This is a genomic window from Haloarcula sp. DT43, assembly GCF_037078405.1.
In the GTDB taxonomy this organism is placed as follows: domain Archaea; phylum Halobacteriota; class Halobacteria; order Halobacteriales; family Haloarculaceae; genus Haloarcula; species Haloarcula brevis.
The window spans coordinates 507416-520092 of the sequence record NZ_JAYMGZ010000002.1 but is presented as its reverse complement, the minus strand read 5'-3'; the positions used below and the strand labels follow the sequence as shown (position 1 = coordinate 520092).

Genomic DNA, 12677 nt, shown 5'->3' with positions numbered 1-12677 from the left:
AATCCAGTTTCCCGGCACGCCTCGCCGTCGCCAGCTCAACCCGCTCGCGGCAGCGCCGCGTTGGCCGCTGCGGGGCTGTGCTCGGCCCCGTGGGGAAACGTTTTCCCGGTACCGCCGGACCATACGCCAATGCGCGCTGTAAGATTCCACGAGTACGGCGGGACGGACGTGCTCCGCGTCGACGACGTCGAACGACCCACACCGGGGCCCGAGGAGGTCCTGCTCGAAGTCGAGGCAGCGGCGGTCAATCCGGTCGATACGTACTTCCGGACGGGTGATTACGAGCCCGGCGAACTGCCCTGGGTCCCCGGCTCCGACTGCGCCGGGACCGTCGCCGCGACCGGCGAGGACGTGGCCGACTTCGCCGAGGGCGACCGGGCGTTTGCGACCGGGCTGGGCAACTGGCTCCAGGGGACCTGCGCGGAGTACGTCACCGTCCCCGAGTCGCACCTGGCGCGGCTCCCCGAGGGCGTCTCCGCCGAGGCTGGCGCGGCCGTCGCACTCGTCGGCGTCACCGCCTGGCAGACGCTCGTCGCGGCCTGTTCGCTGGAGCCGGCCGAGCGGGCGCTGGTTCACGGCGGGAGCGGCGGCGTCGGCCACGTCGCGGTCCAGCTGGCCGCGGCGAACGGAGCGCAGGTGACGACGACGGCGTCGCCGGACTACCACGACCGGCTGGCCGACCTCGGCGCGGACGACGTGTTCGACTACCGCCGTGACGACCTCGGCGACGCCGTGGTCGAGGCCGGCGCGCCGGACGTGATTCTCGACCACCGGCTCGACGACTACCTCGCGTTCGACGCCGAGGTCGCCGCCCAGGGCGCTCGCATCGCCGCCATCGGGAACACCGACCTCGCGGCGACGTTCGAGAACGTCCCGCGCTGCCGGGCGAAGGCACTCAGCTTCCACCACGTTTCGATGTTCAACACGCCCGAGTTCGGCGCGGTACTCGACCGACTGGCGACGCTCATGGCCGACGGCGACCTGTCGCCGGTCATCGCCCGCCGCTACGACCTGGACGAGGTGGCGGCCGCCCACGACGACGTGCTGAACGACAGCTTCCTCGGCAAGCTCGTCGTCACACCGTAGGTCGGCGGCTCCCGAGTCCCGCGGACGGACATTTATTTCCCTGCTAGCCGTTGGCATAGCCATGTCAGTCGAGTTCGACTTCGACGGCGAGGTAGCGCTAATCACGGGCGTCGGCGGGGCGCTGGGGAGCGCGGTCGCGGACGCCTTCCTCGAGGCCGGCGCGACCGTCTGTGGCAGCGATATCATCGAACCGAACACCGAGGACTTCCTGCTGGCCGAGCCCGAGCGCGTCGACTTCTACCAGGCGGATTTCAGCGACGAGACTGACGTGGCCGAGACGGTCGAGGCGGTCGTCGACGACCACGGACGGCTCGACTACCTGCTGAACGTCGCCGGCACCTGGCGCGGGGGCACGCCGATTCACGAGACGGACGCGGACACGTTCGATTTCCTGTTCGACGTGAACCTGAAGACGATGTTCCTGGCGTCGAAACACGCGGTTTCGCACCTCCGGGAGACGGAGGGTGCAATCGTCTCCGTCTCCGCGCGGGCGTCGCTGGAGGGCGGCGAGGGCGATGGCATCTACCGGGCCACGAAGGCCGGCGTCCGGCTCCTGACCGAGACCATCGCCGAGGAGAACCTCGGGACCGTGCGGGCAAACGCCGTCATGCCGAGCGTCATCGACACCCCGATGAACCGGGAGATGATGCCCGAGTCGGACTTCGAGTCGTGGGTCGACCCGAAGGACATCGCGGCCGTGATGCTGTTCCTCTGTTCGGACGCCGCCACGGTCACCAGTGGCGCGGCGGTCCCGGTGTACGGCGAGGCCTGACCAGGGCTCAGTCCGCCCTGTCGAGCCGGAGCGTGACCGTCGCGCCGTCGCCGTCGGGGGCTTCGAACTCGAGCGTCCCCCCGTAGGCCTCGACGACCCACTTGGACAGCCACAGCCCGAGCCCGTTGCTGTGTGTCAGCTGCGTGACCGACTGGTCGCCGCTGACCAGTTCGCGCTCGGTCTCCGGGATGCCGGGGCCCGCGTCGCTGACCGACACCGTGACCGTCCGTGGCTCGGCGTCGACGCGTACGGTTACGGTCGCCGGGTCGCCGCCGTGGACCAGCGCGTTCTCCAGCAGTTCGCTGACCGCGATTTCGAGCGGGTCGCCGGCCAGCGCGCGGACACCGTCGTCGGCGCGCACGCTGACTGCCGCGTCGGGGAACTGTGGTCGAAGCTCCGCGGCGCTGGCCTCGACGAGGGAGTCGACCGCCACCGGTTCGCGCTCAATGTCCTCCGATTCGATGAGGTCGGTCACCGTCCCGACCTGGCTGTCTATCTCGGCGAGGTCCGACCCGACCGTTCGCACGCGGTCGCCGATGTCGTCCACGTCCGGGTCCGGGGTCCCTGAGAGGACGTCCCCGAGTCCCAGCAGCACCTGCGCGCTGTGTTTCAGGTCGTGGCGGATGAGGCGGTTCATCACGGTCGTCTTCTCGCGCTGGCGCGCGAGGTTCCGGGCCCGTATCCGCCGGACGTCGTTGACGCCGATGAGCACGTGAGCCGTGGCGCTGACGCCGACGACGATGGTCCCGCTGAAAAGCGGCGCGAGGAGCGTCCCCCCGCTCGCCCGCTGGTACAGCAGTATCAGGACCAGGACGGCCGACGTTGCGACGACGCCCAGGAGGTTCCAGCCGGCGACCCTGAGGACGTGTTTCGTCCGGAGGTCGCTTCGGAGAAGCACGCCGCTCCCGGCGAGAAAGCCGAGGCCGATGAGCAGGCCGAAGGCCGCGATGACCGTCTCGACGACGCCGTTCGTGCCGCCGAGTAGTTGCCGTGCCGACACCACCGCCAGGCCCCCGCCGGTCAGCGTGAGCGTCCCGCAGCCGAGAATGCGTTTCGTAGTCACGTGTACGGTTCGTCCGGGAAGGGTCGCCAAAAAAGTAACAGTGCAATTCTCTCAGTTGATACTGTTCGACCGCCGGAGCGGTGACGTCCCCGGTACCACCGGCTGGTACCGCAGCCGGGAATCAGGGCAATTTTATTCGGCAGAAGAATACGCGGCGTCACAATGAGTGACAGAGAGACGTGGGCCTCGCGGCTGGGGTTCATTCTCGCAGCCATCGGTAGCGCAGTCGGTCTCGGGAACATCTGGCAGTTCCCGTTCAAGACCGCGACGAACGGCGGCGCGGTGTTCCTCGTGTTCTATCTCGCCGCCGTGTTGCTCATCGGCTTCCCGGCGATGCTGGCGGAGTTCATCATCGGCCGGCGGACGAACCGCAACGCCGTCGACGCGTTCACCGAACTCGGACACAGGCAGTGGCGGGTCGTCGGCGGCCTCGGTGTCGTCACCGGCTTCTGGATTCTCTCCTATTACAACGTCGTCGGAGGGTGGGTCATGCGGTACATCCTCGGCAGCGCGACGGGCGCGTACTTCGGCAGCCCCGCGGAGTACTTCGGAGCCATCTCCACCGGGCCGGAGGCCGTCGCCGGCCAGGCGCTGTTCCTGCTGGTCTGTGTCGGCATCGTCGCGCTGGGCATCGAGGACGGCATCGAGAAGGCGACGAAGGTGATGGTCCCCAGCATCGTCGTCCTCATGCTCGGGATGGCGGCCTGGGTCACCACGCTCGACGGGGCGGGGGCCGGCTACAGCTACTTCCTCACGCCGGACTTCTCGACGCTTGCGGCCAACGCCGGCGACCTGATTCCGTTCGCCGTCGGGCAGGCGTTTTTCACCCTCTCGCTGGGGATGGCGGCCATGATAACCTACTCCTCGTACATCGGTGACGACGAGAGCCTGCCGACCGACGGCGGCATCATCGTCGTGACGAACACGCTCATCGGCGTGCTGGCGGGGCTGGTCGTGTTCCCGATTCTGTTCGCTATCGGTGTCAGCCCGGACACCAGCGGCCCGTCGGCGATATTCGTCGCCATGGCGTCGGCGTTCCCCCAGCTCCCGGCGGGGCGACTCCTCGGCGTGCTGTTCTTCGGCGTCGTCCTCATCGCAGCCGTGTCCTCGGCCATCAGCCTGCTCGAAGTGGTGGTCTCCTACGGCGTCGACAACACCGCGTACTCGCGGGTGTCGCTGTCGGCGGCGGTCGGGGTCGCCCTGTTCGTGCTCGGCCTCCCGTCGGCCTGGAGCCTGTCGTGGTTCGGCTGGTTCGACACGCTCGCGTACAAACTGTTCCTGCCGCTCTCGGTACTGCTGATTCTGGTGTTCGTCGGCTGGGTCCTGTCCGCGGAGGCCGTCGAGGAACTCCGACAGGGGACGGGCGGGCTCGGTACTTTCGGCCCGGCCTGGCTCTGGATGGTCCGAACGGTGGTCATCCTCGGCGTCGTCCTGACGCTGGCGCTCGGACTGGAGACGCTGTTCCTCGCTGAAGACCCCGCAATCGTCCCGCCGGTGTAGCGCTCCGCGTCCGGTTCCAGCTCAGTCGGACTCGAACCCGCGCGGTTCGTCTGCGAAGCCGAGACTGTCGGCCACGGCGTCGGCGTCCTCGGTGCGGTCCGAGAGCAGTCCGCGGAGGTCGACCGACTCGGTGCCCAGCACCGCGAACCCCGCGAAGATGGTCAGAAAGCCTGCGACCGCCGTCGGGGTGATGGCCTCGCCGAGCAGGGCCCAGCCCCCGAGCGTCGACACGACGGGGACCACGTAGAAGACGAGGTTCGCGCGAATCGCGCCCGTCGTGTCGAGCAGGCCGAAGTAGGCGATGTAGGCGATGGCTCCGGCGAAGATGCCGACGTACAGCAGGGCCGCTATCGCCGTCGGGGACCAGACCGCCGCGGCGACCGATTCGCCCGTCCCGACGCTCAGCGCGTGACAGAGCGCGGCGGCGACGGGGAGCGCCCACGCGGTCCGGACCGTGCTCGACAGGCCGCCGTCGGACCACCGGATGAGGACGCTGCCCAGCGCGGCGCTGGTCGCGCCGGCGAACAGAACGAGCTTGCCGATGCCCCCGCTCAGGAGCATCGCCGGGTCGGGGCTGACGACCAGGCCGACGCCGAGCAGGCCGACGACCATCCCGAGGCCGCCGCGGGCCGAGAGCCGCTCGTCGGAGAGCAAGATGGCGGCAAACACCGGCGTCAGGATGGGATTGAGGCTGAAGACGATGGCCGCGACGGCGCTGGTGGCCGACTGCTGGCCAACGAATATCAGCGCGTTCGCCAGGCCGAGCGCGAACAGCCCCGTCGAGAGAATCGCCAGCACGTCGCCGCGGGTCCGCGGGAGCAGGTCGGCCCGCGAGCGCGTCACGGCGACGTAGCCGAGCAGGGCGACGGCGGCGATGTCGAACCGCAGGGCGACGAACAGGAGCGGCGGGAGATAAGAGAGCCCGGCCTTCGCGCCGACGAACGTGCCGCCGAACAGGACGCTGGCGACCGCCCCGAACGCGAGCGTGCGGCGCGAAATCATCGCGCCACCTCGTGAGTGATTTCTGAAACGACTGCACAGCCGAGGGAGAGAACAGACGGAGAGACCCGAATCATCGTACTCTACGGTACGGCACCGACGGTTATAGGTCCGTTTAGAAATTCTTACATGACGCGAAACGACCGAACAGCCGTGGTGGACCTTCACGGTGTGAAACTTTTTCACGCTGCGAAAGCGCTTTAGCACGGACCGCCTAACGCGGCGGTATGGAATCGGCGCTCGAAGAGATAGAGTTCCTCGCACTCTCCTCGAACCGAGTCGAGGTGTTGCGGCTCCTGGCGTCAGGGCCCCACACGCGCGGCGAACTCGCGGCCGAGACCGGCGCGTCCCAGGCGACGCTCGGCCGCATCATCGCCGACTTCGAGGAGCGGTCCTGGATTCGGCGAACGGCCGGGGAGTACGTCGCCACGGCGACGGGGCGCATCGTCGCCGACGGGTTTACCGACCTGCTCGACAGCCTCGAAACCGAGCGGGGGCTGCGCGACATCGTGGAGTACCTTCCCACCGACGCGATGGACTTCGACCTGCGGCACCTAGCCGACGCCACGATAACCGTCCCGAGCCAGACGCGCCCGAACGCGCCGCTCCAGCGCTTGCTGGACCTGCTCCGGGACGCCGAGACGGTCCGGACGTTCTCGCACGCGTTCAACGACCAGACGATTCGGGTCGTCCAGGAGCGGGTCAGCGCCGGCGACCAGCAGTTCTCGGGCGTGTTCTCCCCCGGCGCGATAGACGCCCTGACGGCCGACGACCGGCTCCGGGCGCAACTGGAGTCGCTGCTCGCCGAACCGGCTGCGTCAGTCCGGGTGCGGAGCGACGGCGTGCCGCTCGCCGTGATGGTCGCCGACGACGTGGTCCACATGCTGTTGCGGGACGACAGCGGCGTCCTGCGGGCGTCCCTGGATACGACCGCGCCGGCCGTCCGCGAGTGGGCGGTCGAGACGTTCGACACCTACTGGGAATCGGCCGAACCGCTGTCGGGGGCGCTGTGACGCGTACCGGGAGAGCGACCGGCGCTACTACCGGACGAGATACGGGTCGTCGCCGGGCAGGAACCGCCCGAGGTCCGCCTCCCGGCGGTAGTCAGTCGCAAGCAGCGCCGTCAGCGCGTCGACGAGGGCGGCCTCGTCGTCGTTGCTCCATTCCGCCGGCTCCTTGATAGGGTAGACGAGCCAGCCGCTGCCGGGCACCTCGGTGGCGTGCAGCGCGTCCATGTCCACCGACTCGGTCGACTCGGCCGTCGTGTTCGCGAACACGTGGCGCGTGGCGCGTTCGCCGACGGGCAGGAGCACGTGCGCGGTGATGGCCCGGAGTTCCGTGTCGAACAGCGGTTCCTGGGCCTCGTAGTCCGCGTCCGTCGGTGGGTCGCCGCCGCACATGTACAGGTACGACAGGTACGTCTTGTCGACGGTCGGCGGGGTGCCGGCGTCGGTCAGGAGCCCGGCGGCGACGAGCGCACGCTGGAGGCGCTCGCCCGCCACGCTGTCGGTAAACGGGATGCCCGAGGCCGCGCCGCCGTGGACGCCGGGGTGGTCGCCGATGACGTGGAAGTGGGCGTTGGCGTCGCCGTACCCCGGCACGAACGGCTCACACGGGGCGTCGAAGCCGAAGGGGTTGTGCTGGCGGGCCGTGACGTTCTTCACGCGCGATAGCAGCAGGCCGCCGGTCAAAACTCCGCCGGTTTCGGCCACCAAATACGGGAAATAATGGTTAAGTTTGACAACGCTTTTCTCGGATGCCCGCAAGGAGTCGGATATGTTCCGGTCCGGGAGAAGTGATGTGGCGTGAGCCACGACGACCGTGTCGAGGACCTTCGAGAACGAAAGGCCGAGGCCCAGCGGGGCGGCGGCGAGGAACGCATCCAGGCCCAGCACGACCGCGGGAAGCTCACCGCCCGCGAACGCATCGACTACTTTCTCGACGACGACACCTTCGTCGAAATCGACTCGCTGCGCGAGCACCGCTCGACGAACTTCGACATGGCCGAGAAGAAGGTACCCGGCGACGGCGTCGTCGTCGGCTACGGGAAAGTCGACGGCCGGCAGGTGTACGTCTTCGCCCACGACTTCACCGTCTTCGGGGGCTCGCTGGGCGAGGCCTTCGCCCAGAAGGTCTGTAAGGTGATGGACAAGGCCATCGAGACCGGCGCACCAATCATCGGGCTGAACGACTCCGCCGGCGCGCGCATCCAGGAGGGTATCGACTCGCTCGCCGGCTACGCCGACATCTTCCACCGAAACCAGCAGGCCAGCGGCGTCGTTCCCCAGATTTCGGCCATCATGGGGCCGTGTGCCGGCGGCGCGGTGTACTCGCCCTCCATCACGGACTTCGTCTACATGGTCGAGGAGACCAGCCACATGTTCATCACCGGGCCGGATGTCATCGAGACGGTGACCGGCGAAGAGGTCGGCTTCGACGAACTCGGCGGCGCGAAGACCCACGCCTCCGAGTCCGGGGTGGCCCACTTCACGGCCGCGGACGAGAAAGACGCGATGGACGACATCCGCTACCTGCTGTCCTTCCTGCCACAGAACAACGTCGAGGACCCGCCCCGCGTCGAGCCCTGGGACGACCCCGAGCGCCGGGACGAGGCGCTGAAGACCGCGGTGCCGGACGCGCCACAGAAACCCTACGACATGACGGACGTCGTCGGGCGCATCGTCGACGAGGACTCCTTCTTCGAGGTCGCCGAGGACTTCGCGCGCAACATCGTCATCGGGTTCGCCCGCATGGACGGCCACAGCGTCGGCGTCGTCGGCAACCAGCCGCGGGTCAACGCCGGGACGCTCGACATCGACGCCTCGCGGAAGGGCGCGCGCTTCGTCCGCTTCTGTGACGCGTTCAACATCCCCATCCTGACGTTCGTGGACGTGCCCGGCTTCATGCCCGGCAAGGACCAGGAGCGAAACGCCATCATCAACCACGGCGCGAAGCTCCTGTACGCCTACTCCGAGGCGACGGTGCCGCTGGTGACCGTCATCACGCGGAAGGCCTACGGCGGGGCCTACGACGTGATGGCATCGAAGCACATCGGCGCGGACATGAACTACGCCTGGCCGACCGCCGAAATCGCCGTGATGGGGCCACAGGGCGCGGTGAACGTCCTCTACGACGACGAACTGGAAGACGCCGACGACGTGGAGGCCCGCCGCCAGCAGCTCATCGACGAGTACCGCGACGCCTTCGCCAACCCCTACACGGCCGCCGAGCGCGGCTTCGTCGACGACGTCATCGAACCCCAGGAGACCAGACCGCGGCTCATCGACGACCTGGACCTCCTGCGGGGCAAGCGCAAGGACCAGCCCGACCGCAAGCACGGCAACATCCCACTGTGACTATGGCGGCCGACACGGACACCACGGTCGACGCCGAACTGGTCGCGGAAATCGCAACGCAGCTCGACGACGCCTCGGCCGACGAGGCGGCCGCCATCGCCGTCGCCGTCGGGGCCCATCTCACCGACCGCCAGCGCGCGGCGGCAGCGGCCGCGGCGGCCGCGGCGGCGGACGACGGGGACTCGTGGAACGGCAGGCAGTGGTCGTTCTCCGGGCGCGTGGAAGCCACGCAGAGACGGTCCGTCCGGGTCCGCTCGGACGCGCCGACCGACCCTTGGAGCGCCGCCGGCCGCGCCGAACGGTTCTGACCGCGGACAGGTCTCCCGCGAGTCTCTCGGCGACGCCGTGGCTGGATTTCCCGGTGTGTTCCATACTAACATGATAATATGTGTAAGATTGGCCGCTATCTGCGCATAGTTTTATGGGCCGACTCTCAGTATGAGGGCGTATGTTCGACAAGGTGCTCGTCGCTAATCGTGGGGAGATAGCGGTGCGCGTGATGCGCGCGTGCGAGGAGTTGGGCATCGGCACAGTGGCCGTCTACTCTGACGCCGACAAGCACGCCGGACACGTCCGGTACGCGGACGAGGCGTACAACGTCGGCCCGGCCCGCGCCGCCGACTCCTATCTCGACCAGGAAGCGATTATCGACGCGGCCACGCAGGCCGACGCCGACGCCATCCACCCGGGGTACGGCTTCCTCGCGGAGAACGCCGACTTCGCCGAACGCGTCCAGGACGCGGAGGGCATCTCCTGGGTCGGCCCCGAGAGCGAGTCGATGGAGGCCCTGGGCGAGAAGACGAAGGCCCGCAAAATCATGCAGTCGGCCGACGTGCCAATCGTGCCGGGCACGACCGACCCCGTCGAGGACCCCGAGGAGGTCGTCGAGTTCGGCGAGGCAAACGGCTTCCCGGTCGCCATCAAGGCCGAAGGGGGCGGCGGGGGCCGCGGGATGAAAATCGTCCACGACCCGGAGGAGGCCGAAGAGCAACTCGAAAGCGCCAAGCGGGAGGGGGAGGCGTACTTCTCGAACGACTCTGTCTATCTCGAACGCTACCTGGAGAACCCACGCCACATCGAGGTCCAGATTATCGCCGACCACCACGGCAACGTCCGGCACCTGGGCGAACGCGACTGCTCGCTGCAGCGCCGCCACCAGAAGGTCATCGAGGAGGGGCCGTCGCCGGCCCTGAACGACGGCCTCCGGGAGAAAATCGGCAACGCCGCCCGCCGGGGCGTCCGCGAATCTGACTACTACAACGCCGGGACCGTCGAGTTCCTCGTCGAGGAAGACCCCGACCGCGAGCCCGGCGAACTGCTCGGCGAGGACGCGAACTTCTACTTCCTCGAAGTGAACACCCGCATCCAGGTCGAGCACTGCGTCACCGAGGAGATAACCGACATCGACATCGTCAAGTGGCAACTGCGGGTGGCGATGGACGAGGAGATAACCTTCGAACAGGACGACGTGGAGATAGAAGGCCACGCGATGGAGTTCCGCATCAACGCCGAGAACGCCGCCGACGACTTCGCCCCCGCGACGGGCGGCAGCCTCGACACCTACGACCCGCCGGGCGGCATCGGCGTCCGCCTGGACGACGCGCTCCGGCAGGGCGACGACCTCGTCACCGACTACGACTCGATGATAGCGAAGCTCATCACCTACGGCGGGGACCGCGCGGAGTGTATCGAGCGCGGGAAGCGGGCGCTCAAGGACTTCGACATCGAGGGGATACCGACCGTCATCCCGTTCCACCGCCTGATGCTCACCGACGAGCGGTTCGTCGGCGGCACGCACACCACGAAGTACCTCGACGAGCACCTCGACCGCTCGCGCATCGAGGCGGCCCAGGAGCAGTGGGGTACCGTCACCGAGTCCGACGGCGAGGAAGAGGAGGAGGTCGTCGAGCGTGAGTTCACCGTCGAGGTCAACGGCAAGCGCTTCCAGGTCGACCTCGAAGAGCGCGGCGCACCGCCAATCAACGTCGGCGACGTGGACGCCGACGGCGGCAATCAGCCACAGCGGCCACGGGGCGGCAGCAGTTCCGACGGCGGGGGTGGCAGTGCCTCCACTGCCGAGGGCCAAGAGGTCGCCGCGGAGATGCAGGGGACGATTCTGGAGGTCAACGTCGAGGAGGGCGACGAGGTGGAGGCCGGCGACGTCCTCTGCGTGCTCGAAGCCATGAAGATGGAGAACGACATCGTCGCCGAGCGCGGCGGCACAATCAACGACGTGGCCGTCAGCGAGGGCGAGTCCGTCGACATGGGCGACCTGCTCTTCGTGATTGGGTGAGCTAGCGGGGAGCACCGCGCCGTCTCGCCGTCTGCAGACGCCTTTTATTCCGGCCGGTCGAAGCCGTGCGTATGAACGAGACGCGCCACCGGGTGCTCGACGCGCTCGCCGACGGTCCCGTCTCGGGGCCGGCCCTCGCCGACGAACTGGACATCTCCCGTTCCGCGGTCTGGAAGCACGTCGAAGCCCTCCGCGAGGAGGGGTTCGAAATCGGGAGCGGCGACGGCGGCTACGTCCTCGATTCGGTGCCGGAGTTCGGGGGGAGCGCGGTCGAGTACGGCCTGGACGCACCGTTTGCCGTCGAGTACCACGACAGCATCCCGAGCACGAACGCGCGGGCACGTGACTTGGCCGGTGACGGCGCGTCGGAGGTGGTGGTCCTGGCCGACGAGCAGACCGGCGGCCGGGGACGGCTCGACCGCGAGTGGCACTCACCCAGCGGCGGGGTCTGGCTCTCAGTGCTGTTCCGGCCCGACGTTCCGATGGCCCACGCGCCGGTGTTCACCCTCGCGGCCGCCGTCGCGGTGACCCGAGCGGCACGCGAGGCCGGCGTCGAGGCGAGCATCAAGTGGCCCAACGACGTGCTCGTCCGGCGCGGCGACGCGGAGCGGAAGCTGGTCGGCATCCTCACCGAGATGGAGGGCGAGGCCGACCGCGTCTCGTGGGTCGTCGTCGGCATCGGCGTCAACGCGAACGTCGACCCGGCGGACTTGCCCGCGGCGGCGAACCCGACGAGCCTGCTCGCGGAGCGGGGCGACCCGGTTGACCGACGACTGTTCACCCAGCGGCTGCTGGAGGAGTTCCACGCGCTGCGACGGAACCCCGAGAGCGTCGTCGAGGCGTGGCGCGAGTACGCGACGACCCTGGGGAAACGGGTCCGGGTCGAGACGCCCGGCGGAACCATCGAGGGCGAGGCCGTCGACATCCAGTTCCCGGGTGCGCTCGTCGTCAAGACGGACGCCGGCAGGGAGGTCGTTTCGGCGGGCGATTGCGAGCATCTTCGCCCGGTCACGGAGTGACGGGCGCGAGTTACTGCGGGACGGCGGGGCGCTCATCTGCCACATCGGGCCGGGTTGTCTCCACCGGGACGGTGACGACCGGGACGCTCGCCGACCGGACGACTCGCTCGGCGACGCTCCCCAGCAGCAAGCGGTCGATGCCGCCGCGCCCGTGGGTCCCCATCACGACGAGGTCACAGCCGTGCTGGTTCGCGTAGTCGACGATTTCCCGGCTCGGATGCCCCTCGGCCGTGGCTCGCACGACGGACACGGTATCGGCGACGAGTCGCTCGACCGTGTCCAGCGCCCGCTCGCCCTCGCGGTGGAGCGAGTCGGTGACGCGCTCCCACGTCGGTTCGTTCGGGAGCGTCGAGAACCGGCCGGTATCGACGACGTACAGCGCGTGCACCTCGCTGCCGTGTGTCGCCGCGAGCGCCTCGGCGTGTGTGAGCACGTCTCGTGTCCCCGGCGATCCGTCCGTCGGCACCAGTATCTTGTCGTACATGCCGTAGTATTGACTGTCTGACGTGATATAGTTTGGTAAAAGATAGCATACACCACTGACGTGTCGTGCGCGGGAAGCGTCGCCCGGGACCGACTCGCGCGGGGG

General features: G+C 68.5%; 12 protein-coding genes. 8 read left to right on the top strand and 4 right to left on the bottom strand.

Features of this window, described 5'->3' with window-relative positions:
- The first annotated feature begins 129 nt into the window (after nt 1-129).
- Both VI123_RS10010 and VI123_RS10005 read left to right on the top strand, forming a co-directional pair.
- Nucleotides 130-1086, top strand: coding sequence for an NADPH:quinone reductase (locus VI123_RS10010; protein ID WP_336337911.1), 957 nt, complete (start codon nt 130-132; stop codon nt 1084-1086).
- Nucleotides 1087-1147: 61 nt separating this feature from the next.
- Nucleotides 1148-1858: an SDR family oxidoreductase gene (locus VI123_RS10005; RefSeq protein ID WP_336337910.1), complete on the top strand. Its 711-nt coding sequence runs from the start codon at nt 1148-1150 to the stop codon at nt 1856-1858.
- A 7-nt stretch (nt 1859-1865) separates the two neighbouring features.
- Here the strand turns inward: VI123_RS10005 and VI123_RS10000 are convergent, their stop codons facing one another.
- The gene (locus VI123_RS10000) at nt 1866-2921 is read right to left on the bottom strand and encodes a sensor histidine kinase (protein WP_336337909.1); all 1056 of its coding nucleotides are present in this window, start codon (nt 2919-2921) and stop codon (nt 1866-1868) included.
- 162 nt (nt 2922-3083) lie between these two features.
- Here VI123_RS10000 and VI123_RS09995 point away from each other — a divergent pair, with 162 nt between their 5' ends.
- Nucleotides 3084-4421 (top strand): sodium-dependent transporter, encoded by a 1338-nt coding sequence (locus VI123_RS09995; protein WP_336337908.1) that lies wholly within the window; start codon nt 3084-3086, stop codon nt 4419-4421.
- 21 nt (nt 4422-4442) lie between these two features.
- Here VI123_RS09995 and VI123_RS09990 read toward each other — a convergent pair whose 3' ends face one another.
- Entirely contained in the window at nt 4443-5423 is a 981-nt protein-coding gene (locus VI123_RS09990; protein WP_336337907.1) for a DMT family transporter, read from the bottom strand.
- A 224-nt stretch (nt 5424-5647) separates the two neighbouring features.
- Here VI123_RS09990 and VI123_RS09985 point away from each other — a divergent pair, with 224 nt between their 5' ends.
- Complete coding sequence (locus tag VI123_RS09985) at nt 5648-6433, top strand: helix-turn-helix transcriptional regulator (RefSeq protein WP_336337906.1); 786 nt, start codon at nt 5648-5650, stop codon at nt 6431-6433.
- Between the two features lie 27 nt (nt 6434-6460).
- Here the strand turns inward: VI123_RS09985 and VI123_RS09980 are convergent, their stop codons facing one another.
- The gene (locus tag VI123_RS09980; RefSeq protein WP_336337905.1) at nt 6461-7084 is read right to left on the bottom strand and encodes a uracil-DNA glycosylase family protein; all 624 of its coding nucleotides are present in this window, start codon (nt 7082-7084) and stop codon (nt 6461-6463) included.
- A 141-nt stretch (nt 7085-7225) separates the two neighbouring features.
- On the opposite strand from VI123_RS09980, the gene VI123_RS09975 reads away from it, so the two are divergent.
- The 4 genes from VI123_RS09975 (at nt 7226) to VI123_RS09960 (ending at nt 12088) form a co-directional block, all read left to right on the top strand.
- Nucleotides 7226-8776 (top strand): acyl-CoA carboxylase subunit beta, encoded by a 1551-nt coding sequence (locus tag VI123_RS09975; protein ID WP_336337904.1) that lies wholly within the window; start codon nt 7226-7228, stop codon nt 8774-8776.
- Nucleotides 8777-8778: 2 nt separating this feature from the next.
- Nucleotides 8779-9084, top strand: coding sequence for an acc operon protein (locus VI123_RS09970; protein ID WP_336337903.1), 306 nt, complete (start codon nt 8779-8781; stop codon nt 9082-9084).
- 140 nt (nt 9085-9224) lie between these two features.
- Nucleotides 9225-11069, top strand: coding sequence for an acetyl/propionyl/methylcrotonyl-CoA carboxylase subunit alpha (locus VI123_RS09965; RefSeq protein WP_336337902.1), 1845 nt, complete (start codon nt 9225-9227; stop codon nt 11067-11069).
- A gap of 71 nt (nt 11070-11140) precedes the next feature.
- On the top strand, nt 11141-12088 hold the full coding sequence (locus VI123_RS09960) for a biotin--[acetyl-CoA-carboxylase] ligase (protein ID WP_336337901.1): 948 nt from the start codon (nt 11141-11143) through the stop codon (nt 12086-12088).
- Nucleotides 12089-12098: 10 nt separating this feature from the next.
- Here VI123_RS09960 and VI123_RS09955 read toward each other — a convergent pair whose 3' ends face one another.
- Nucleotides 12099-12572: a universal stress protein gene (locus tag VI123_RS09955; RefSeq protein WP_336337900.1), complete on the bottom strand. Its 474-nt coding sequence runs from the start codon at nt 12570-12572 to the stop codon at nt 12099-12101.
- Between the last annotated feature and the right edge of the window lie 105 nt (nt 12573-12677).

Bases quoted from the DNA above. Each gene is read 5' to 3' on its own strand.
- VI123_RS10010 (WP_336337911.1), top strand. From the start codon at position 130: ATGCGCGCTGTAAGATTCCACGAGTACGGCGGGACGGACGTGCTCCGC.
- VI123_RS10005 (WP_336337910.1), top strand. From the start codon at position 1,148: ATGTCAGTCGAGTTCGACTTCGACGGCGAGGTAGCGCTAATCACGGGC.
- VI123_RS09995 (WP_336337908.1), top strand. From the start codon at position 3,084: ATGAGTGACAGAGAGACGTGGGCCTCGCGGCTGGGGTTCATTCTCGCA.
- VI123_RS09990 (WP_336337907.1), bottom strand. From the start codon at position 5,423: ATGATTTCGCGCCGCACGCTCGCGTTCGGGGCGGTCGCCAGCGTCCTG.
- VI123_RS09985 (WP_336337906.1), top strand. From the start codon at position 5,648: ATGGAATCGGCGCTCGAAGAGATAGAGTTCCTCGCACTCTCCTCGAAC.
- VI123_RS09970 (WP_336337903.1), top strand. From the start codon at position 8,779: ATGGCGGCCGACACGGACACCACGGTCGACGCCGAACTGGTCGCGGAA.
- VI123_RS09965 (WP_336337902.1), top strand. From the start codon at position 9,225: ATGTTCGACAAGGTGCTCGTCGCTAATCGTGGGGAGATAGCGGTGCGC.
- VI123_RS09960 (WP_336337901.1), top strand. From the start codon at position 11,141: ATGAACGAGACGCGCCACCGGGTGCTCGACGCGCTCGCCGACGGTCCC.
- VI123_RS09955 (WP_336337900.1), bottom strand. From the start codon at position 12,572: ATGTACGACAAGATACTGGTGCCGACGGACGGATCGCCGGGGACACGA.